Raw genomic sequence first — 20,354 nt, forward strand, 5'->3', positions numbered from 1 at the left:
CGCGGGTCCGTTGATGCAGATCAATGCGGTACCCGCCCCGCATCGTTATGGAAAGCGAGGTGTCGAACAAACCAGTCGCCCGCGAGCCTCGCGACGACCTCCAGGGCACCGGCTTCCTCGAAGAGATGCGTGGCACGCGCAACGACTTCCAGCCGTGTTTCGCAGCGCATGCGATCGACGGATGCCCGATTCAGCGCAAGCACTTCGGTGTCCGCGCCGCCCACGATGAACAGAGTCGGAGCGAGAACGTCGGCGAGCGCATCGCCGGCAAGGTCGGGGCGTCCGCCGCGCGACACCACGGCCCGGACTGCGCTCGTGCGATGCGCCGCCGCCACCAGGGCCGCTGCGGCACCCGTGCTGGCACCGAACAGGCCGATGGGCTGGTTGCTGCGAGCGCAGAGGTCATCGATCGCATCGGTCATGCGTTGGGCGAGGAGCGGTATATCGAAGACATTGGCACGGCTGTCTGCTTCTTCGTCCGTCAGCAGGTCGAACAGCAGCGTGCCGAGGCCGCGGTGCTGCAAAGTGTCGGCCACCTGCCTGTTGCGTCGGCTGCGGCGGCTGCTGCCGCTGCCGTGGGCAAATACGACGATGCCACGTGGCGGGTCCATGAGGCACAGCTCGCCTTCGAGCCGCTGTGGGCCGATGGATATGGGCGACAGATGGGGCATGGATGATCCTCTTCACAGGCCGAACGGGTAGGTGTCGGGCAGGCCCTCGACCGTCTCGGTTCCCAGCGGAGTGACGGCTGTGGTGCGGTCCAGCCAGATGTATTCGTCGAACTGCCGGGGAAGCACGGCCTGGAAGTAGTGGCTCTGCAACTCGGTCTCCGGGCGGTAGATCACGCCGATCGCTCTCTCCAGCCGTGGCTGCGACAGGCCGGCTGTCAACGCACCAGGTGCTTGACTGCCCAGGGGCAACATGAAGTTGGCGACGTTCGACTCATGGCAGAGCCGCTCATAACTCCCGGTCATCGACGGGCGCACCTGCTTGACTTCCATCGGCCCGTCCCAGTCCGATGCCGCTGCGACGGTGCCGGAATGCGTGCCGAATCCGATCATGTAGGCCCCCGCGCCGAATTCGGTGCGGCAGAGCTGTCCGATGTTGTGTTCACCACGTCGCGACATCTCGGTGGCCCTCGCGTCGCCGATGTGCGAGTTGTGCGCCCACACAATGGCCTTGCTGGCGGGGCCATGGAATGCCAGCAGGCTTTGCAGGGTCTCGAACATGTGACTGTCGCGCAGGTTCCACGACGCGCGCGAGCCGTAGTACATCGTGCGGTAGTAGCGCTCCGCGTTGGCCACGAGACGCGCGTTCTGCACGGCGTCATAGAAGCGCTCTCCATCATGCGAGGCGTAGCGTCGCTCCTTCGTCAGGAGTTCCGTCAGCATCGAGACCACCTGCTTCTCGCATCCTCGGTAGCTGGCGCTGAGTGCAGCGTGGCCGTAGCTGGCGGGATCGGACTGCCAGGGCGTCAGGCAGCCGTAGCGCTGGCGCGCGATCCCGGCAGTGAGCGGGTCGACGTCCTCCAGGTACCCGACGACGGCATGGATCGAGTTGTAGAGGCTGTAGAGGTCGAGCCCGTGAAAGGCGACGCGTTCGCGGTCCGGTAAGCCGGCGTTGTGGCCACGCAGCCATTCGACGAACTCGCGAACCTCCCGGTTGCGCCACATCCACACCGGGAAACGGGCGAACGCCGACCATTTGGAAGGCCTGTGGCCGGCATGGCGAACGTAACGGTCGATCCGTGACGCGTCGGGCCAGTCGGCTTCGATCGCGATGAAGCGGAATCCCTTGCGCTCGACGAGTTCGCGCGAGATGCGCTCACGCATCCTGTAAAACTCGGAGGTCCCGTGCGACGCTTCGCCGATCAGGACGACGCGGGCATCGCCGATCCGCTCAAGCAAGGGGGCCAGATTCGCGGACTCGATGGCGTCGAATTGCTCGACCGCCCGGGAGATGGTCTGTGGCAGGGTCGCAGCCACGGGCCCGGCGGACGTCGGCCCGGTTTCCCTCATGCGCAACCGCTGCGCTTCGACGTCCAGCGGCGCGACCCGGACATCCGCGATGTCCTCGATCGTGTAGCTGTCGGCCCGGGTACGCGTGACGCAGATCAACTCCCTCACGGCCGGATCGGTTCCGGCGGACACGACCATTCGCCCGCCCACGGTCAGCTGGGTCTTCAATGCACCTACGAACTCCGAGCCGCCAGGGTTCACGAAGATGGCGTCGAACGGCCCTTCGGATGGCAACCCCTCGTTGCTGTCGGCGTGCACGATCTGCAGATGTGTGTATCGCAAGTTTTTCAGGACAGCGGCGGCCTTCACCGCCAGTGCTGCATTCGATTCGACGCTGTACACCCTTGCCGCAAGCTGGCACAGCACCGCGGTCGCGTAGCCGCAGCCGGTACCGATCTCGAGGACCTTCGAGTGTTTGCCTATCGAGAGCACTTCGGCCATCAGGGCGACGAGATAGGGTTGAGGAAGAGTTCGCTCTTCATCGATCGCGAGCGCTGCGTCCTCATAGGCGAACTCCTGCAGCGCCGGTGGCAGGAACGCCTCGCGGGGCACCGCACGCATGGCCGCGAGAACGCCTGGCGTGCGTACGCCCCGACCTTCGATCTGGTCCTTGACCATCGCGCTGCGAAGCTGCTCGAAATCGGCGTTTGACAAGATTGCTCCTGATCTAGGATTCCAGGGACACCTGCAGTCTGGACCCAAGGGCCGCAAACGGATTGCGCTGGCGCAAATGCACCCCGCGCTTCGCCGCCCGCGGTGGACTGACGCACGATTCCTGTCGTGCTGACGGGACAATACGGCGGACAGGCCGATCCTGGTCAGTCATTTCTCGATGGCGCTCGCGCAGCGTCGGCGGGCGCGGGTTGCTTCCTCGCCTTGGAAGGCGATGGCGGAGGTGGCTTGCCATGGCGGTGCGCGAGGCCGTGTGGCGGGCCTGTCAGATGTGCATGGAAGAAGCGCTTGGCCATCTCGGCCAGCGTCAGGTAGGTAACCAGCATCGCGGCCAGCCAGCCGAAGAAGGCCACCGGTGGTGGCTCGAAATGGAAGAGGCGGCCGGCCGCTGTGAAAGGCAGAAGCAGGGCCACGGCAACGACAGCCAGTGAAGCGGCGGCAAGCGCACTGCCGGGCCGGCTGGCCCAGGGTCTTCCCCGCGTTCGGATCACGAAGATCACCAGCACCTGCGTGGCCAGCGATTCCATGAACCATGCCGTTCGAAACAGCGCCTCCCCGGCATGCAGAATCTGCAGCAGCAGCCAGAAAGTCAGCGCGTCGAAAGCCGAGCTCAGGACCCCGAACAGCCACATGTAGCGGCGGATGGACCGCATGTCCAGCGTGCGCGGCCTTCGAAGGTCGCCCGCATCGACGCGGTCCAGCGGAATGGCAGCCTGCGAGAGGTCGTACAGCACGTTGTTGAGGAGGATCTGCGCAGGCAGCATCGGCAGGAATGGCAGGAACACGGAAGCACCGGCCATGCTCAGCATGTTCCCGAAGTTCGAACTGGTGCCCATCATGATGTACTTCATCACGTTGCCGAAGGTGCGGCGCCCCTCCAGAACGCCTTCGTGCAGCACAGCAAGGTCGTGGTCGAGCATGACGATGTCGGCGACTTCGCGGGCCACGTCGACTGCGCTGTCCACGGTCAAGCCCACGTCGGCGGAACGCAGCGCGGGCGCGTCGTTGACGCCGTCGCCCAGGTAGCCGACCACATGGCCGCGTGCCCGCAGCGCCAGGATGATTCGGTTCTTCTGTGCCGGATTGACGCGGCAGAAGAGGGTGGTTCGACCCACGCGGGCGTGCAGCGTGGCCTCGTCCATGGCCGAGATCTCCCGGCCCGTCAGCACGCCGGCGACGGGGATGCGCAGCAGAGTGCAAAGGTGCTGCGCAACAAGATCGCTGTCGCCGCTCACGATCTTCACGCTGACACCGCTCCTGGCCAGTGCGGCCAGCGCTTCGCCGGCACCGGCCTTTGGCGGATCGATGAATGCGGCGAATCCTGCAAAGACCATTGCGCTCTCGTCGCTGACGTCGGCGTGCCCGTGGTCGCCCGGCACCTCGCGCCAGGCGACGGCCAGCACCCGCAAGCCCCGGCGCTCCAGCGCGTGGCAGCGATCGCGCAGCACGGCCATGGCGGTCGCGTCGAGTGGCGCAAGCGCACGACCTTCGTCCTGTTCGAAGCGGTCGCACAGCGAGAGTACGTCGTCAGGCGCGCCTTTCACCACCAGCCAACGGGCATCACCGCGGTCGAGAAGCACCGAGACGCGTCGACGCTCGAAGTCGAACGGCACCTCGTCCACCTTCGTCCAGGCCGAGGTGTCCAGAGGATGTGCCAGCAGGGCCTCGTCCAGCGGGCTTCTCAGGCCGCTTTCGAAACGGCTGTTGAGGTGAGCCAGCATCAGGATTCGCGGGTTGTCGCTGCCATCGGCGTCGGTGCATTCGGCAAGGCTGATCCGGGCCTCGGTCAGCGTGCCGGTCTTGTCGGTGCACAGAACGTCCATGGCGCCGAGGTTCTGGATGGAAGCCAGCCGCTTGACGATCACGCGACGGGCGGAAAGGCGGATGGCGCCTCGCGACAGCGTCACCGAGACCACCATCGGCAGCAGCTCGGGCGTGAGGCCGACAGCCAGCGCCACGGCGAAGAGGAAGGAGTCGAGCAGCGGACGCTGAAACAGTACATTGACCATCAGAACGAACAGCACCAGCAGCAGCGTGATCCGCAGGATCATCAGGCCGAAGCGGTGCATCCCTAGTTCGAAGGCCGTGGGCGGCGGTTCGGCCTGCAGGCTGTGCGCTACCTCGCCCAGCGCCGTGCGCATGCCGGTGCGGGCGACATGGATGCGCGCACTGCCACTGACCACCGTGCTGCCCATGAACACGGCGTTGACTGCATCCTGCAGCTCGGTCGCGGTAACCGGTAGCGCGCAGGCGTGCTTCTCGACGGGATAGGACTCGCCGGTCAGAAGGCTCTGGTTGACGAAGAAGTCGCGGGCCCGAAGCACGTGGCCGTCGGCGGGGATGCGGTCGCCAGCGCACAGCAGCACGATGTCACCGGGCATGACCTCGTCTACCGGTATTTCCACAGATGCGCCGCCGCGCACGACGGTGGCGTGCAGCGCCACCGATGCACGCAGCCTCTGGGCGGCACTGCTGGCTCGGTGCTCCTGTATGAAGTCGAGCGTCACGCTCAGCACCACCATCAGCACGATGATGGCGGCGTTCGTGACGTCGCCTGTGACCGCGGAGACGGCACTCGCCGCGAGCAGAACCAGGATCAGGGGATTGCGCAGGCGGGCGAAGAACTGCACCAGCATCGAGCTCCTTTCGAGGCTCTCGAGACTGTTGAGCCCGTAGTTCTTCAGTGCCTCTTGGGCCTGCATGGGTGAGAGCCCGCCGCGATCCTCGGGCGCCGTTTCCAGCCACCATGCATCGTGCGGCGAGTCGATGTTCGGGGAGGCCATCACCGTCGCGGGATCAATCCGATGCCGACTCCGGGCGGTGGCGCGAGCCGGTGCATCGGAGTCGAAGCTCTCCGTTCGGCATGCCGCTTGCGTCTGCGGGCCTTCAGGACAGCGAAGAGATTCATGGAGCTACCGAGGCATCGAAGGAGGCCCTGAGGCTACGGACTCGATGCCACCTTCGCCTTGCGCCCGATCAAGCCTGCGTGCTGCGCCGAGCCTTCATCTGCGAGCCCGAGCGCCCGGTGCCGTTGCGCTGGCGCAAGTTCCTTGCTCTGCGGATGCTGCATCGTTCACGTTTCCGCGATTGCCAGGAGCCTCCAATGTCGATCCTGCCTCTGAACCTCGACGCCGACATGTGGCGCTGCCGGTGCTGGTGGTTCGCGCGCTGATCGATCGACGCAATCTCGCGCGGGCTCTCGAACTCCGACCTGCACAGTGAATCACGGGGGGCCAGAGCATCAGCCGGATAGGGATCGTCCGATAGCGACGGATGCCAGTCCGCCTGTGAGGGTACTGGCGCTCGGCATCAGGTGTTCACGGCAGACACCCCGGCTGCATCGAGGCGATGTCTGGCGACGCGGTTACCGGGCGATGGCTGAGTGCCCGGTTTCTCCGGCTTGCAGGTGTCGCCGCAACCTTGCCGAGGGCCGGCCGCCGAGATGCCGCCTTCATTGGGAAGCCACGGTGCCGAAGGAAGGATAGGTCACGCGTGGGCGCGCTGCTCCAGTGAACACGCCGCGCTCCGAGGTCTCCCGCTCGACGTTGCGACGCAGTGCGCGCGCGAGCTTCGCGAGATCCTCCGCCATCGATTCGAGCAAGTCATCAGCCGAGACGATGCCCACCACGCCGCCGTCATCGTCGACCACGAGGAGCCGGCGTACGCCCGCGCTTTCCATCGCGTCGGCGGCTTCCCGCAAGCCGGCGCTGGACGGCACCGCCAGAGGACGGCCGTGCACGAGTTCGCCCACCGGCTGGTCAGACTGGACCTGGGCATGCCCCAGGCCATCGAGTGCAAGGTCGCGGTCCGTCACGAGCCCGACCACTGTCGATGGTGTGTCGTTGGTCACGACCACCAGCGATCCCACGTGCTGTTCGCACATCAGGGTCGCAGCCTCGCGCAAGCTTGCAGTCGCAGGAATGCCGACGACTTCGCGTTTGCAGAGCGATTTGAGATTCATTTTGCTCTCCGTAGTCCAGAAAGGCCGTGCAGGACGCGCGGCGTGGCAAGTCTGGTGTGCGTCCAACTCACCGCGCTTGATCTGCATCAAGCTCGCCGTGCTTCTCCGCACCGACCCGGAGCAAAGCCGTTGATGCATGGCTTGATCCACCGCAATGCCGGGTTGCCGGATGGTCCTAGATTGAGCGTCCTGTACGCGCTTTCGAAACGCGGTACGCGGTGTACCAAGGAGTTTCGATGATTTCCGAACCACATCCGCCCGCAGCGTCTGCCAATCCTGCCGCATCTTCAGCGGGCCTCTTCGATGTACGGCCCCAAGCCGAGGAGCGCCTCCATCCGCGGTTTCGCATGCTTCGGCACCGGGCCGACCTTGCGCCGGCGCGCGACTTGGTGCTCGAACTTCACGCCAAGGCCCTTGGGGACGCGCAACCCGGCCATGTCGAGGAATTCCGGACTGGCGATTTCGATGCTGCGCTCTTCAGGCTCTTCCTGTTCGCGCTTTTCGACGATGCCGGCCACTGCATCGACATCCGAAACCACGAGCCGGACTTCGTACTTTCCAAGGGGGAACGACGGCGGCGGTCGATGCGTTGACCGTCGGCATTCCGTCCAGCGGAGTCGCCGAGCCACGGACGGCAACGACGTCGCCCATGGGCGCGATGCAGGCATCTGGGGCCGGCAGCGGCCTTGTGGGCAAGCTGCAAGGACGGCAATGGTGCCTGCCCTGCGTCGCAGGCCATCCCTTCGTCATTGCCATCCAGGATTTCGACCATGCGGCGATGCCTCGCGGTGCTCCGCCGGGTGCGTTGCTGCATTTTCTCTTCGGCGGATCAGACCCTGCGCAGGATCTGGATGACCTGTTTCCCAAGGGCTTCTTCGGCCAGCAGGACGCAGAGCACGTTTCGGCCATCCTGTTCTGCAACGACGCAACGATCGCCAAGTTCAATCGGCTCGGCCAGCAAAGACAGCCTGCAGGGGCTGCGAGGATGCTTCGCCACGGGGCCTGCCTCTCGGACGACGGCGCCGTTTCAGCATCGACAGGGTACATCTACGAGGTGGGCCGGAAGGGTGCCCACATCGAGACATGGAACGAGGGCACCGTGCTCATCCACAACCCGCGTGCCGTGCAGCCATTGCCGGCAAACTGGCTCGGCGCGGCGGCGGAGTTGGAGTTCTCCGACGGAAGGATCGTCGAGCGCTTCGCGACGGGCTTTCACCCGATCTCGTCGCATACCGAATTGTTCGGCAGCGACATACCGGCCTGGTGGGTCGAAAGGCGAATGGAACTCCTTGAGAGAGAGTGCGCAGCCCATCATTCCGAACACGTGCACTCGCCCGAACTCCGGCCGCCGCGGGCGGCGAGGAAGTGAGGGACATCGTTGCCGCTTTTCGTGAACCTCGCGGCGATCACACCGATCGGCACGCCCATCGGCGGCACCAGCACAGAACTGGCTGCAGGCTTTACGCTGGACGTGAGTCCGAGCACGAGCCTCTACGGCGAACTCGGCAAGCTGTGGGCCTCGGGCGGCGCGGCGCGCGTGGGCAGTTCGATCAACGCGGGTCTGGGGGGCGGGTGAAGTGATGAGGCTGAGGGCCTGGCCGACGAGACGCAGCCGTGGGCATCGGGATGCTCCCCGACCATGCGGCCATCTGCCACGACCCCTGCTGTCCCGGCACCGGCCACTCAGTGGTAGTCGTCTTCGCGCTGATGCCGAATTGCAGAAACCACGACCTCGTGTTCGCCGACGATGTGGAACAGGGCGACATAGCCTGATCCACCGAATGGAATCACCAGTTCGCGTTCGAGCCGATCATCCGATGCAATCCTGCACGTGAAGGGGTTCGACTCAAGAATGCGGAACTCCCTTCGGATGGCCTGCATGGCTCTGTCCGGAAGATCCCAGTCGCCGTGCTCGAGCGCCGCGCCGAGCAGAAAAGCTTCCAGCCGTTGAAGGTCCTCGAGGGCTCCCCGCGTCAACCTGACGAGGAAACTCACGACCCTTGCTTCGAGCCGCTGTCGCGCTTCTTCTCGGCGAGGCGTGCGGCTTCGAGCCGAGACTGCATCGCGTAGAGGACCTCATCCGCGGCGTAGAGCTCACCGGTTTCGCGAGCATGGGCGAGTGAGGCGCGTCCCCGCGCGACGAAGTCCTGTTGCGCCTTGCGTCGCCGAGCAGCATCGATTGCCGCCTGCTCGACGAAGTTCGACAGCGTTTCGCCCTCGACGAGGACGCTCTCTATCTGCTGCCGCACCGAGGCCAGTACGCGGACGGGGGGAAGTTGCGCCGTTTTCATCCGCCGATTGTAGTGCAAATGCTATGCGTGAGTCGATGGCACGCCGTTGCTCAAGGCGCAGATCGTCCTGCCAGCGCCAGACAGCAGGACCGCCGATCACGCCGATCACTCAGAGTATATTGAGAGGGTCCGTCCCCACCGATCCGAGATCCCATGGCCCAAACCACGGCGAGCGCGCCGACCGTTCGCAAGCAGCGCCTGCAAGGCAGCGAAGACGCGGCCGAGCTGCTTTCTCCGCAGAGCGACACGCTGACCGCCAGGGTCTACCAGAAGCTGCGCCACGCGCTCATGACCGGCGCGCTGCTACCCGAGCAGGTGCTGACGGTGCGCGGTGTCGCCGAGGAGTTCGGGGTGAGCCTCACCCCCGTGCGCGAGGCGGTGCAGCGCCTCGTGGTGGAGCACGGCCTCGAAGTGGTCAACGGGCGGGTCATCCGCGTGCCGCGGCTGGACATCGAGACCTATCGCGAGATCCTCAAGATCCGCATGGAGCTCGAATGCCTTGCGGCGAAGGAGGCCGCGCCGCGCATCGCCAACGAGGAGATCGAGCGGCTCGATGCGGTGGTGCAGGCGCACCTGGCGGCGATCCAGGCGGGCGATGCGCACCAGACCCTGGTGAGGAACACGGATTTTCACCTCTCAATATATCGAGCTTCCGGCCAGCCGATCCTCGTGCGGATCATCGAGGGCCTGTGGCTGCGCGTCGGCCCGACCCTGAACCTGCTGTTTCCGCAGTACTGCGGCAGCCTGGCCGGCCACGAGACGCATCTGGTGGCAATGGATGCCCTGCGGCGCCGCGATGGCGATGCACTGGGCCAGTCGATGCGCGAGGACCTCGTGCACGGGTCGCGGTACCTGATACGCCTGCTCAAGCCCTGAGCTTTCTGGTGGGGGAGGGTTTTGGAGCATCTTGAATATATTCAAGAGCCATAAACTGCCGGCCAAGCCCACCGAACGGGGGCTTCGTTGTCCTTCGCTGACCAGGAAAGGCCGTCCGTATGAAGCTCAATCTCTCGCGTCGCGAGTTCCACCTCGCGGCCGCCCACATGCTGCTCGCCTCGTCCGCCGGCGGCGCGCTGCTCGGCGCCGCGACGCCTGCCCTCGCGCAGTCGCGCTCGGTCAGGCTGGGCACCTTCGGTGCCATCGACGCGCAGAACTACATCCGCGCGAAGAACCTGTCGGCCAAGACCTTCGGGCCTGGTGTCGGCAGCGAGTTCGTGACGGTGCGCGCCGGCTCGGAGGTGATCTCGGCCATGGCCGGCGGCAGCCTGGACATGTGCAACATCGGCTCCAGCCCGATGATGGTGGGCTATGCGAACGGCCTGAAGGCCTCGATGGTGTACGTCTACAAGAACATCGTCGACAGCGAGTGCCTGGTGGTGCAGGGCAACTCGGGCATCACCACGGTGGCCGGCCTCAAGGGCAAGAAGATCGGCCTGCCGTTCAACACCTCGGTGCACTTCGCGGCAGTGGCCGCGCTCAAGTTCGCAGGGCTCGGCCTGGGCGACGTGCAGCTCATCAACATGCGCGCCGACCAGATCGCCTCGGCCTGGCAGCGCCGCGAGATCGATGCAAGCTACATCTGGGTGCCGGTGCTGCCGCGGCTGACCGACGACGGCGGCAAGATCATCTTCAAGACCGGCGACCTCAACCAGAAGAACCTGCTGATCTTCGACGGCCTGCTGGTGCGCGACGAGTTCAAGCAGAAGTCGCCCGACCTGGTGCTGGCCTTCCTCAAGGACTACGAGCAGATCGCGCGCGGCTTCAAGCAGGATCCGAAGGACGCGGTCGAGACCATGACCAAGTTCCTCAACGTCGACGAAGCGGCCGTGATGCGCTCGCTGAACACCTTTTATCCGGTCCCTGCGAGCGAACAGCTCAGCAGCCGCTGGATGGGCAAGCCGGGCGAGAAGGACACCGGCGTGCTCAAGACGCTGCAGACGCAGGCGCAGTTCCTGCTGGACTCGGGACAGATCTCGGCAATGCCCAAGGACCTGGGCGGACTCGTCGATTCGAGTTTCGTCGCGCGGATGGTCGGGTGAGGAGGCATGAGCAAGGTTGAGTCTTCCGCGGCGGCACCCAAGGTCCGCTTCGAGCAGGTCAGCAAGCGCTTCGGCCAGGGGCCGGATGCGGTGCAGGCGCTGGAACCCATCACGCTGGACATCGCCGAGGGCGAATTCACCTGCCTGCTGGGGCCGTCGGGCTGCGGCAAGAGCACGCTGCTGAACCTGCTCGCAGGATTCGAGCAGCCGACCACCGGCCGCGTGCTCATGGACGGGCTGCCGGTGCGCGGACCCGATCCGCGCCGCGGTGTGGTGTTCCAGCAGGGCGCGCTCTTCACCTGGATGAATGTCCGCGACAACGTCGCCTTCGGCCCGCTGGCCACCGGCAAGGGCAAGGAGGAGGCGGCGCGCATCGCAGCGCGCTACGTCGAGATGGTCGGGCTCGGCGCCTTCGCGACGCGCTACCCGTACGAGTTGTCGGGCGGCATGCAGCAGCGCGTGGGCATCGCGCGTGCACTGGCCAACGACCCGGAGATCCTGCTGATGGACGAGCCCTTCGCCGCGCTCGACGCGCAGACGCGCGAGCTGCTGCAGGAAGAGATCCGCCGGATCTGGCAGGAGACGCGCAAGACGGTGCTGTGGATCACCCACAGCATCGACGAGGCGCTGTTCCTCGCCACGCACATCGTGGTGATGTCGGCACGCCCGGGGCGCATCAAGGCGAGCTTCAGGCCCTCGTTCTCGCACAGCGCCGACCCGGCCGTGGTCGCGAGTCCGGAGTTCGTGCGCATGAAGGCCGAGATCTTCAGCCTGCTGCGCGAGGAGGCGCTGACCGCGCAACGTCAGGAGGGCGTGCGATGAGCGCGGATGCGGCGGCGGCGGGGCGCAAGGGGCGCTCGCGCTGGATCAACCTCGGCTCTTTCGCCGCGCTGCTCGCGCTGTGGGCGCTCATCACGGCGCCTCTCGTCGATGGCAAGCCGCTGGTGGCGCCGCTGTTCCTGCCTTCGCCCGGCTCGGTCTGGCAGACCTTCCTGCAGCTCATGAACAACGGCTACCAGGGCAAGACGCTCGCGCACCACGTGGGCATCAGCCTCTTTCGCTTCGGGCTGGCCTTCGCGCTGACGGTGCTGCTGGCGGTGCCGCTGGGGCTGTGGATGGGAATGAACGAGACGGTCAAGGCGGTACTCGATCCGCCGATCGAGATCTCGAGGCCGATGCCCAAGCTCGCGCTGCTGCCACTGCTGATCATCTGGTTCGGCATCGGCGAAGTGGCCAAGGTCGTGATCATCGTGCTCGCGCTGTTCCCGATCCTGTCGATCAGCGCGATGCAGGCAGTGCGCGGCGTGGGCAGGCGCAAGGTGCAGGCCGCGATGGCGCTGGGCGCCTCGCGCGGCATGATCTTCCGCCGCGTGATCTTTCCGGCGAGCCTGCCGGGCATCTTCACCAGCATCCGCGTGAGCATCGGCATCGGCGTCACTATGCTGGTGGGCGCCGAGATGATCGCCACCAACGCGGGCATCGCCTACATGGCGATGTCGGCGTCGGATTTCCTGCTTACCAACGTCGTGATCGTCGGCGCGCTGATCATGGCCGTGTTGGGCTATGCGCTCGACCTGCTTGCGCGCGCGCTCGAGAACAAGGTCGTCCACTGGGGCGGCCGGGAAGGATGACCCTCGCCATGTCTGCAAGACTCCCCGATCACGGCATCGCCTGGGACGAACTCCGTCCACGCATGGAAGAGGCCGGCCGGCACGACGCCGACTGGCGCGGCGGCCGGCTGCCGATGTTCATCCACTACGCCGGCGACGACGTGCTCGACGTCGCCAAGCAGGCCTACCTGATGTACTTCTCGGAGAATGGCCTGGGCCCGCGCGCCTTCGCAAGCCTCGACCGCTTCGAGAAGGACGTGGTGTCCATGGGTCTGGGCCTGCTGCACGGCGGGCCCGAGGCCTGCGGCGCGATGACCACCGGCGGCACCGAGAGCATCTTCCTGGCCGTGAAGTGCGCGCGAGACCGCTTCCTGGCGCAGCGGCCAGGCGGCAACGCCAGGCCGCAGATCCTCATGGCGCGCAGCGCGCACCCGGCCTTCGACAAGGCGGCCCACTTCCTCGGGCTGGAGCCGGTGCGCACGCCGCTCGATGCCGACTTCCGCGCCGACCCGGCGGCGATGCGGGCTGCGCTCATGCCCCACACCGCGATGGTCGTGGGCTCCGCACCGAGCTTTCCGCACGGCGTGGTCGATCCGATTCCCGAGCTGGCAGCACTGGCGCGCGCGCATGGCACCTGGATGCACGTGGATGCCTGCGTGGGCGGCTATTTCGCACCGTTCGCGCGCGAGCTGGGCGCCGACATCCCCGACTTCGATTTCGCGGTGGAGGGCGTGACTTCCATCTCGGCCGACCTGCACAAGTACGGCTACACGGCCAAGGGCGCCTCCACGCTGTTCTTTGCCGATCCCGATGCCTTCGCGCTGATGGGCTACGCCTTCGACGACTGGCCGCGCGGGCAGTACTTCACCCACACGCTGGTCGGCACGCGCGCGGGCGGCGCGATCGCAGCGGCCTGGGCCGTCATGAACTACCTGGGCCGCGACGGCTACCTGCGCATCGCGCAGCGTGTGCTGAACGTGCGGCGATCGATGCAGGCCGGCCTCGAAGCCATGGGGCTGCCGACCATCGGCCGGCCCGAGTTGTCGATCTTCGCTTTCGGCTCGCCGCAGCGCGACATGGGCGCCGTCGGCCGCGGCATGGGCGCGCGCGGGTGGACCGTGGGCTACGTGAACGACCCGCCGGGCATCCACCACATGCTCAACCTCACCCACGAGCCGGTGGTGCAGCAGTACCTGTCGGACATGGCTGCGGTGCTCATGGACCCGGCGACCAGCGCGCAGGGGAGGGGGACTGCGGTGGAGGCGAAATACTGAGGCTGCCCGAGCATCGTTGAGGCTTTGGGAGCGGTTGCAGAGGCAGGCATGCAAAGGTTCGCCGCTTGTGGCTAGCCCGCACGCCTGGTGCGAAATTCCCCAGGCGTCATCCCCTGGATCCGCCGGAAGTGCCGGTTGAAGTTCGAGATGTTGTTGAACCCCACCTCGTAGCAGATGCTGCTCACCTGCTGGCGCGTGGACACCAGAAGGCGGCAGGCCTCGGCCACGCGCAGGCCGATCACGAAGTCGGTGAAGGTCTGGCCGGTGGCGCGGCGGAAGCTGCGCGAGAAGGTGTTCTCGCGCATGCCCACGATCGCGCCGACCTCGGGCAGCGACAGGGCGTCGGCATAGTGTTCGCGGATGTGATCGAGCGCCTTGTCGATGCGCAGGCTGCGGGCGTCCTCGCCGAGGTCTTCACCGGACGGGGCCACGCCGCAGAGCAGGCGGTAGTCGGGCCACTGCGCCAGTTCGTTCAGCAGCGCGGTGAATTCGGAGAAGCGTGCAAGCCCGTGCAGCGTCGCGATGCGCCGCAGGCGTGCGAGCGTGTCGGCCTCCAGGCCGATGAACTGCACGCCCAGGCGTGCGCGGGCCAGCATCGGCCCGGCATCGGCGAGTTCGGGGAAGAGCGCCATGCCGCGCTTCAGCGGCTCGTCGCCGAAGCGCAGCACCAGTCCCTGCGTATCGCTGCCGCCGGACTGCATGCGGTGCTCGAAGGCGAGGCTGCGCGGCAGGTGGGGGCCGAGCAGCACGACGGTATGGGGCGCGAAGCTGTGCGTTCGTTCGTCGTCGCCGCTGCCGATGCGAAGCCGCCCCGGTGCCGCGCCGATCAGGTGCAGTTCGTGATCGTGCAGGCAGCGCGCTGGGCTCGCCTGAGAAGACGCGGTGGCGACTTCACAGCGGACGGTGGTGGACACCGCGCACGCTTCGACGGGCGCCGGTGCATGCCACGTGCGCGGCTCCATGCGACGCGGAGCCTGCCGCGTCACCTGCGGCACGGGAGGCAGGGGCCTCGGGGGAACGCGCGGGGCGAAGGCCGGGGACATCGTATTCAGCAAGACCGGGTTTCCTCCAGCAAATCTTCGATGGACGACGGCGACCCTCGGGTCGTCAGCTTCGACGTGCCGGCGGCGGCACGGCTGTCTGCTGCTGGAACGCGGCAAGCAGCTTGTATTCCTCGCTCAGCTTGCGCGGCAGCGACAGATATACCGGCAGCAGTTGGCGGTAGAGGGCCGCGTTCTTGGTGTTGGGCGTGTGGCGATGGGTGGCGCCAACCATGCCCGCGACCGCGTCGAGCGAGTCGACGTGGCCCAGCGCGTAGAGCCCGAGCACTGCAGCGCCGAGGCAGGAGCTCTCGAAGCTCTCGGGCACGACCACCTCGCGGTCGAACACGTCGGCCATCATCTGGCGCCACATGCCCGAGCGCGCGAAGCCGCCAGTGGCCTTGATGCGAGCGCTGCGCCCGGCAATGGATTCGACCGCCGGCAGGATGCTGTGCAGGTTGAAGATCACGCCCTCCAGCACCGCGCGGATCATGTGCTCCTTGCGGTGGTGGATGCCCAGCCCGAAGAAGGAGCCGCGCAGGTCGGCGTTCCAGTAGGGCGCGCGCTCGCCCGTGAGGAAGGGGTGGAACACCAGCCCTTCGGAGCCTGCCGACACGCGCTCGGCGATGCGCGTGAGCACCTCGTAGGTGTCGATGCCCAGGCGCTTGGCGGTCTCGGCCTCGGCCGACGCGAACTCGTCGCGCACCCAGCGCAGGATGATGCCGCCGTTGTTCACCGGGCCGCCCACCACCCAGCGGCCCTCGGCGAGCGCGTAGCAGAAGGTGCGGCCCTCGGGGTCGGTCATGGGGTGGTCGACCACGGTGCGCATGGCGCCGCTGGTGCCGATGGTCACGGCCACCTCGCCGGGCGCCATCGCGTTCACGCCGAGGTTGGAGAGCACGCCGTCGTTGGCGCCGATGACGAAGGGCGTGTCGCGCGACAGGCCCAGCCGCGCGGCAACGTCGGGCGCGAGGCCCTCGACGTGCCAGGTGGTCGGCACCGGCTGCGAGAGCTGCCCGGCGCGCACGCCTGCGAGCGCGAGCGCGCCCTCGTCCCAGTCGAGCCGCTCGATATTGAAAAGCCCTGTGGCCGAAGCGATCGAGTGGTCGACCTGCCACTGGCCGAAGAGCCTGAAGAAGACGTACTCCTTGATGCCGACGAAGCGCGCGGCGCGCGAGAAGAGCTCGGCGCGCTCGTGGCGCAGCCACACCAGCTTGGCCAGCGGCGACATCGGATGGATCGGCGTGCCCGTGCGGCGGTAGATCGCGAGGCCGTCCCACTCGTCGCGGATGCGCGTGGCCCAGGCCGAGGCGCGGTGGTCGGCCCAGGTGATGCTGTTCGTGAGCGGCACGCCTTCGTCGTCGACCAGGATCAGGCTGTGCATCGCCGCGCTGAAGGACACGGCGAGCACGTCGCCGGGCGCGGCCCTGGTCTGCTTCACGCAGCTGGCGATGGCCGAGAGAACGGCCTCGAAGATCTGCTGCGGGTCCTGCTCGGCGGCGGCAGCCTCGGGCTGCAGGAGCGGGTATTCGGTCGCGTCGTGCGCCAGCACCCGGCCCGCGGGCGTGAAGGCCACGGCCTTCGTGCTGGTGGTTCCGATATCGACGCCGATGACGATGCGACCCATGCTTTTCTCCTCAGACGACCATGCTCAGCAGCATGATGAAGATGATGGCCACGACCGAGATCAGCGTTTCCATCACGGTCCAGGTCTTGAAGGTCTCGGCCACGCTCATGTTGAAGTATTGCTTCACCAGCCAGAAGCCCGCGTCGTTGACGTGCGAAAGAATCAGCGAACCCGCGCCGGTGGCCAGCACAAGCAGTTCGCGGTTCACGCCCGGCACCATGGTCGCCAGCGGCGCGACGATGCCCGCGCCGGTGATGGTCGCGACCGTGGCCGAGCCGGTGGCGATGCGGATCAGCCCCGCCACCAGCCAGGCCAGGAGGATCGGCGAGACCTGCGCATGCAGCGCCATCTGCCCGATCGCGTTGCCCACGCCGCTGGCCACCAGCATCTGCTTGAAGCCGCCGCCCGCACCGATGATCAGCACGATGGCCGCGGTGGGTGCGAGGCTGTCGTCGACGAACTTCATGATCTGCTTGGCCGTGAAGCCGCGCGCGGTGCCGAAGGTGTAGAGCGACAGCAGCAGCGCCGCCAGCAGCGCGGTGATCGGGTGGCCGATGAAGTCCATCCACTGGCGCACGATGTTCTTCTCGTCGAGCGCCACGTCGGCGAAGGTCTTCAGCAGCATCAGCGCCACCGGCAGCAGCACGGTGATGAGCGTGATGCCGAAGCCGGGCAGCTCGCGCGCCTCGGGTTCGCGCGCCAGCTGCTCCATCAGCTCGGGCGAGGCCTCGCCGGGGACGTACTTCGAGATGAACTTGCCGAAGATCGGACCCGCGATCATCGCGGTGGGCAGGCCGACGATCAGGCCGTAGAAGATGGTCTTGCCGATGTCGGCGTTGAACACGCCGATCGCCAGGAGCGGCCCCGGATGCGGCGGCACCAGGCCGTGCACCACCGACAGGCCCGCCAGCAGCGGGATGCCGATGCGGATGAGCGACACGCCGGTGCGCCGCGCCACGATGAACACCAGCGGGATCAGCAGCACGAAGCCGATCTCGAAGAACAGCGGGATGCCCACCAGGAAGGCCGCGAACATCATCGCCCAGTGCACGCGCTCGCGGCCGAAGGCGTCGATCAGCGTACGTGCGATGCGGTCGGCGCCGCCCGACTCCGCCATCATCTTGCCGAGCATGGTGCCCAGGCCGAGCACGATGCCCACGAAGCCCAGCACGCCGCCGAAGCCGTCCTGGAAGGACTTCATCACTTTGTCCACCGGCATGCCCGAGGTCAGGCCCAGGAAGCCGGCGGCCAGCGTCAGCGCGATGAAGGGGTGCACGCGCCAGCGCGTGATCAGAAGGATCAGCCCGACGATCGCCACCAGGGCGTCGACGAGCAGGAAGATCTCTTGGCTCATTCCGAACATGGTTGTCTCCTGGAACCGGGCCTTCCGGCAAAGAAAGGAAGGCGAGCAAGGCGGTGGCCCGGCGATGCGGAAGCGTTTGGATAGCGCTGTCCTGCACAATTCAAAAAATGCCAGCTTGGACATGCGCTCGGGTTTTTCCGAACCTGCCCTGGGCTGGGATAGCGCTATCCTAGGACAGCGCTATCCAAAGCCGGATTGGTATTAACCCTGAGAAAAGTTCAACATGGCCGACACACCCGACCGCCCGCGATCCCGCTCCTCGAGCCACGTCACCCTCGACGACGTGGCCCGCGCCTGCGGCGTGAGCCCGATCACCGTGTCGCGCGCCCTGCGGGGTGCGCGCAACGTGGCGCCCGAACTGCGCGCCCGCGTGCAGGCGGCGGTCGACCAGCTCGGCTACGTGCCCAACGTGGCGGCGCGCGCGCTGGCATCCGCGCGCAGTTCGCACGTGGCGGTGCTGATCCCCTCGCTGACCAACCAGCTCTTCGTGGAGCTGCTCGAGGCGGTGCAAGACGCGCTGTCGCCGCACGGCTTCCAGTCGCTGATCGGTGTGACGCACTACGACCCGGCGCAGGAAGAGGCACTGCTGCGCAGCTATCTGTCGCAGCGACCCGCGGGCCTGCTGCTGGCGGGTTTCGACCGCAGCGCGGCCGCCAGGCAGATGCTCGAGCAGAGCAGGGCGCCCTGCGTCTACCTGATGGAAAACTCGAACGAGCCCGGGGTGCACAGCGTGGGCTTCTCGCAGCAGGACGCGGGCCGTGCCATCGTCGAGCATCTGCTGCAGGGCGGCCGCCGCCGCATCGCGTATGCCGCCGGCCAGCTCGATCCGCGCGTGATGATGCGACTGGAAGGCTACCGCGAGGCGCTGCGCGCGGCCGGCTGCCACGATCCGGCGCTCGAACTGCTGGAACCCGGCCCGACATCCCTGGCGCTGGGCGGCCGCCAGTTCGAGGACCTGCTCGCGCGCCACCCCGACGTGGACGCCATCTTCTATTGCAACGACGACCTCGCCCAGGGCGGGCTGCTGGCCGCGCTGCGTACCGGCGTGCCCGTGCCGCAGCGCGTGGCGATCGCCGGCTTCAACGATCTCGGCGGCAGCGACCAGATGCTGCCGCCGCTGACCACGGTGCGCACCCCGCGCCGCGAGATCGGCGAGCGTGCCGCCGCGATGCTGCTGGCGCTGATGCGCGGAGAGACGCTCGTGCAGCGCCGCGTCGACCTGGGTTTCGAACTGATGGTTCGGCAAAGCAGCTGAAGGGCGGCGCCGGCCACGCGCGACACCGGCGCAGCCTTCGAGCGGCAGGGCAATCGACTGCAGCAACGCCGCCGCACGGCGCCGGGAGTTTCGTGCCTGCTTCATGAAGCGCAGGCCTCAGCGAGAGCGCCCGTCGATCTGCGCCTCGGCCTGCAGCCAGTCCTGTTCGGCGTCGCCAGGTCCATCGCCGCGGCGCACGTAGGCCTCGTAGGCGGCACGGCGGATGCGTTCTTCGCGCGAGGCGGCGTCTTCGCGCCCGTCCTGTGCCGACTGCTCCGACCGTTGCTCCTGTTGCGGTGCGGGCGTGTCGGTCGGCGGGGGCGGTGTCTGTTCTTGCGCGGCGCCGACGGCAGTCGCCGCTGCTTCGCCGCTGTTCCTGCGCAGGTTCGTTCTCGGCATGGTCGTCTCCATGGAAGTCGTCGCTGGACGGTTGATGAGAAAGAGAAGGGCCACGCTAGGCAATGTGCGAAGCGGCGGTGTCAGACGGACGCCCGAACTGGCGCGGATTCGCAGGAAGAACGAAGAGGAAAGGAATGAAAAAGGCGAAGGACTGTTCGGGCACATCGATCAGTTCCTTCTCCTACACCAGCCGCGATGCACGGCGGGGAGCGTCGAAGACTCGATCCACCAAGCCAGGAGTGCACCTCATGAAACGCTCACAACGCCGATTCGCAGCCAGCCTCGCCATCGTTTCCTCCTTGCTCGCAGTGCCTGCCGCGTGGGCCGCCGACAAGCTCGCGGGCGCGGACGCGTCGATGCTCAAGGACATCGCCCAGGCCAACATCGCCGAGGTCGAGAGCGGCAAGATGGCCCTCGACAAAAGTTCCAATGCCGAGGTCAAGAAGTTCGCGCAGATGATGGTCGACGACCATTCCAAGGGGCTGGCCGACGTGAAGATGCTGGCCTCCGCCAAGGGCACCGAGCTGCCCGACAGCCCCGATGCGAAGCACAAGGCCGTCGCGCTGGAGTTCAAGGCCCTGTCGGGCGGCATGTTCGACAGCCGCTACGTGAAGCAGGCCGGCGTCGGCGACCACGAGGCCACCGAGAAGCTGCTGAAGAAGACCCAGGCCGAGGCGAAGGACGCAGACCTTAAGGCCCTCGCCGGCAAGATGCTGCCGGTGGTGCAGACGCATTTGCAGCACGCCCGCACGCTCGAAGCCGGCCTGGCGAAGAAGTAAGGCGGACATGGTCGTGCAACCGCCAG

20 protein-coding genes are annotated in these 20,354 nt (G+C 66.9%); 9 read left to right on the forward strand and 11 right to left on the reverse strand.

All coding sequences use genetic code 11. The features are described 5' to 3' along the window. Window positions 1-20: 20 nt before the first annotated feature. The 5 genes from FHY06_RS26480 to FHY06_RS26500 form a co-directional block, all read right to left on the reverse strand. A complete protein-coding gene (locus FHY06_RS26480; RefSeq protein WP_132801561.1) occupies window positions 21-671 on the reverse strand; it encodes a dienelactone hydrolase family protein in 651 nt (216 codons plus the stop codon). Between the two features lie 12 nt (window positions 672-683). Next, complete coding sequence (locus tag FHY06_RS26485) at window positions 684-2,672, reverse strand: erythromycin esterase family protein (protein WP_311733738.1); 1,989 nt, start codon at window positions 2,670-2,672, stop codon at window positions 684-686. Window positions 2,673-2,836: 164 nt separating this feature from the next. Next, window positions 2,837-5,473, reverse strand: a complete 2,637-nt coding sequence (mgtA, locus tag FHY06_RS26490; RefSeq protein WP_184606852.1) for a magnesium-translocating P-type ATPase — start codon at window positions 5,471-5,473, stop codon at window positions 2,837-2,839. A 668-nt stretch (window positions 5,474-6,141) separates the two neighbouring features. Continuing rightward, window positions 6,142-6,651: a CBS domain-containing protein gene (locus FHY06_RS26495; protein WP_165924533.1), complete on the reverse strand. Its 510-nt coding sequence runs from the start codon at window positions 6,649-6,651 to the stop codon at window positions 6,142-6,144. A gap of 287 nt (window positions 6,652-6,938) precedes the next feature. Further along, complete coding sequence (locus FHY06_RS26500; RefSeq protein ID WP_132752623.1) at window positions 6,939-7,190, reverse strand: hypothetical protein; 252 nt, start codon at window positions 7,188-7,190, stop codon at window positions 6,939-6,941. 110 nt (window positions 7,191-7,300) lie between these two features. Between FHY06_RS26500 and FHY06_RS26505 the strand changes: the two genes are divergently transcribed. Beyond that, on the forward strand, window positions 7,301-8,020 hold the full coding sequence (locus tag FHY06_RS26505) for a hypothetical protein (protein WP_132752622.1): 720 nt from the start codon (window positions 7,301-7,303) through the stop codon (window positions 8,018-8,020). Between the two features lie 9 nt (window positions 8,021-8,029). Next, window positions 8,030-8,227 carry a hypothetical protein gene (locus FHY06_RS26510; RefSeq protein WP_184606853.1) on the forward strand — a complete coding sequence of 66 codons (198 nt, stop codon included), beginning with the start codon at window positions 8,030-8,032 and terminating at the stop codon, window positions 8,225-8,227. 107 nt (window positions 8,228-8,334) lie between these two features. Here the strand turns inward: FHY06_RS26510 and FHY06_RS26515 are convergent, their stop codons facing one another. Both FHY06_RS26515 and FHY06_RS26520 read right to left on the reverse strand, forming a co-directional pair. Then, window positions 8,335-8,646 (reverse strand): type II toxin-antitoxin system RelE/ParE family toxin, encoded by a 312-nt coding sequence (locus tag FHY06_RS26515; RefSeq protein WP_132752620.1) that lies wholly within the window; start codon window positions 8,644-8,646, stop codon window positions 8,335-8,337. After that, entirely contained in the window at window positions 8,643-8,942 is a 300-nt protein-coding gene (locus FHY06_RS26520; protein WP_184606854.1) for a YlcI/YnfO family protein, read from the reverse strand. Before FHY06_RS26520 ends, FHY06_RS26515 begins: the two co-directional genes overlap by 4 nt. Window positions 8,943-9,095: 153 nt before the next feature. On the opposite strand from FHY06_RS26520, the gene FHY06_RS26525 reads away from it, so the two are divergent. From FHY06_RS26525 to FHY06_RS26545, 5 genes are all read left to right on the forward strand, one after another. Next, window positions 9,096-9,818: a GntR family transcriptional regulator gene (locus tag FHY06_RS26525; RefSeq protein ID WP_184606855.1), complete on the forward strand. Its 723-nt coding sequence runs from the start codon at window positions 9,096-9,098 to the stop codon at window positions 9,816-9,818. A gap of 119 nt (window positions 9,819-9,937) precedes the next feature. After that, the gene (locus FHY06_RS26530) at window positions 9,938-10,981 is read left to right on the forward strand and encodes a taurine ABC transporter substrate-binding protein (protein WP_184606856.1); all 1,044 of its coding nucleotides are present in this window, start codon (window positions 9,938-9,940) and stop codon (window positions 10,979-10,981) included. A gap of 6 nt (window positions 10,982-10,987) precedes the next feature. Further along, a complete protein-coding gene (locus FHY06_RS26535; protein WP_184606857.1) occupies window positions 10,988-11,803 on the forward strand; it encodes an ABC transporter ATP-binding protein in 816 nt (271 codons plus the stop codon). Beyond that, complete coding sequence (locus FHY06_RS26540) at window positions 11,800-12,612, forward strand: ABC transporter permease (protein ID WP_132752615.1); 813 nt, start codon at window positions 11,800-11,802, stop codon at window positions 12,610-12,612. Before FHY06_RS26535 ends, FHY06_RS26540 begins: the two co-directional genes overlap by 4 nt. Before the next feature lie 8 nt (window positions 12,613-12,620). Beyond that, complete coding sequence (locus FHY06_RS26545; protein ID WP_184606858.1) at window positions 12,621-13,865, forward strand: pyridoxal phosphate-dependent decarboxylase family protein; 1,245 nt, start codon at window positions 12,621-12,623, stop codon at window positions 13,863-13,865. Window positions 13,866-13,936: 71 nt separating this feature from the next. Here FHY06_RS26545 and FHY06_RS26550 read toward each other — a convergent pair whose 3' ends face one another. The 3 genes from FHY06_RS26550 to FHY06_RS26560 all read right to left on the reverse strand — a co-directional run bounded on the left by FHY06_RS26550 (window position 13,937) and on the right by FHY06_RS26560 (window position 17,895). Next, window positions 13,937-14,779, reverse strand: a complete 843-nt coding sequence (locus FHY06_RS26550; protein WP_311733739.1) for an AraC family transcriptional regulator — start codon at window positions 14,777-14,779, stop codon at window positions 13,937-13,939. 193 nt (window positions 14,780-14,972) lie between these two features. Further along, window positions 14,973-16,532 (reverse strand): gluconokinase, encoded by a 1,560-nt coding sequence (gene gntK, locus FHY06_RS26555; protein ID WP_145761113.1) that lies wholly within the window; start codon window positions 16,530-16,532, stop codon window positions 14,973-14,975. A gap of 10 nt (window positions 16,533-16,542) precedes the next feature. Next, the gene (locus FHY06_RS26560; protein ID WP_019655259.1) at window positions 16,543-17,895 is read right to left on the reverse strand and encodes a GntP family permease; all 1,353 of its coding nucleotides are present in this window, start codon (window positions 17,893-17,895) and stop codon (window positions 16,543-16,545) included. A gap of 223 nt (window positions 17,896-18,118) precedes the next feature. On the opposite strand from FHY06_RS26560, the gene gntR reads away from it, so the two are divergent. Continuing rightward, complete coding sequence (gene gntR / locus FHY06_RS26565) at window positions 18,119-19,150, forward strand: HTH-type transcriptional regulator GntR (RefSeq protein ID WP_132752611.1); 1,032 nt, start codon at window positions 18,119-18,121, stop codon at window positions 19,148-19,150. A gap of 117 nt (window positions 19,151-19,267) precedes the next feature. Here the strand turns inward: gntR and FHY06_RS26570 are convergent, their stop codons facing one another. Next, entirely contained in the window at window positions 19,268-19,549 is a 282-nt protein-coding gene (locus FHY06_RS26570; RefSeq protein ID WP_165924530.1) for a DUF2934 domain-containing protein, read from the reverse strand. Between the two features lie 248 nt (window positions 19,550-19,797). Here FHY06_RS26570 and FHY06_RS26575 point away from each other — a divergent pair, with 248 nt between their 5' ends. Then, a complete protein-coding gene (locus FHY06_RS26575) occupies window positions 19,798-20,328 on the forward strand; it encodes a DUF4142 domain-containing protein (protein ID WP_184606860.1) in 531 nt (176 codons plus the stop codon). The last annotated feature ends 26 nt before the right edge of the window (window positions 20,329-20,354 follow it).

The organism is Variovorax atrisoli (genome assembly GCF_014195185.1).
Lineage (GTDB): Bacteria > Pseudomonadota > Gammaproteobacteria > Burkholderiales > Burkholderiaceae_C > Variovorax > Variovorax atrisoli.

Coding starts and splice junctions, on each gene's coding strand:
- FHY06_RS26575 (WP_184606860.1), top strand. CDS start 19,798: ATGAAACGCTCACAACGCCGATTCGCAGCCAGCCTCGCCATCGTTTCC.
- FHY06_RS26570 (WP_165924530.1), bottom strand. CDS start 19,549: ATGCCGAGAACGAACCTGCGCAGGAACAGCGGCGAAGCAGCGGCGACT.
- FHY06_RS26525 (WP_184606855.1), top strand. CDS start 9,096: ATGGCCCAAACCACGGCGAGCGCGCCGACCGTTCGCAAGCAGCGCCTG.
- FHY06_RS26530 (WP_184606856.1), top strand. CDS start 9,938: ATGAAGCTCAATCTCTCGCGTCGCGAGTTCCACCTCGCGGCCGCCCAC.
- FHY06_RS26545 (WP_184606858.1), top strand. CDS start 12,621: ATGTCTGCAAGACTCCCCGATCACGGCATCGCCTGGGACGAACTCCGT.
- mgtA (WP_184606852.1), bottom strand. CDS start 5,473: ATGGCCTCCCCGAACATCGACTCGCCGCACGATGCATGGTGGCTGGAA.
- gntK (WP_145761113.1), bottom strand. CDS start 16,532: ATGGGTCGCATCGTCATCGGCGTCGATATCGGAACCACCAGCACGAAG.
- FHY06_RS26505 (WP_132752622.1), top strand. CDS start 7,301: ATGGGCGCGATGCAGGCATCTGGGGCCGGCAGCGGCCTTGTGGGCAAG.
- FHY06_RS26520 (WP_184606854.1), bottom strand. CDS start 8,942: ATGAAAACGGCGCAACTTCCCCCCGTCCGCGTACTGGCCTCGGTGCGG.
- FHY06_RS26560 (WP_019655259.1), bottom strand. CDS start 17,895: ATGTTCGGAATGAGCCAAGAGATCTTCCTGCTCGTCGACGCCCTGGTG.
- gntR (WP_132752611.1), top strand. CDS start 18,119: ATGGCCGACACACCCGACCGCCCGCGATCCCGCTCCTCGAGCCACGTC.
- FHY06_RS26540 (WP_132752615.1), top strand. CDS start 11,800: ATGAGCGCGGATGCGGCGGCGGCGGGGCGCAAGGGGCGCTCGCGCTGG.
- FHY06_RS26495 (WP_165924533.1), bottom strand. CDS start 6,651: ATGAATCTCAAATCGCTCTGCAAACGCGAAGTCGTCGGCATTCCTGCG.
- FHY06_RS26480 (WP_132801561.1), bottom strand. CDS start 671: ATGCCCCATCTGTCGCCCATATCCATCGGCCCACAGCGGCTCGAAGGC.
- FHY06_RS26535 (WP_184606857.1), top strand. CDS start 10,988: ATGAGCAAGGTTGAGTCTTCCGCGGCGGCACCCAAGGTCCGCTTCGAG.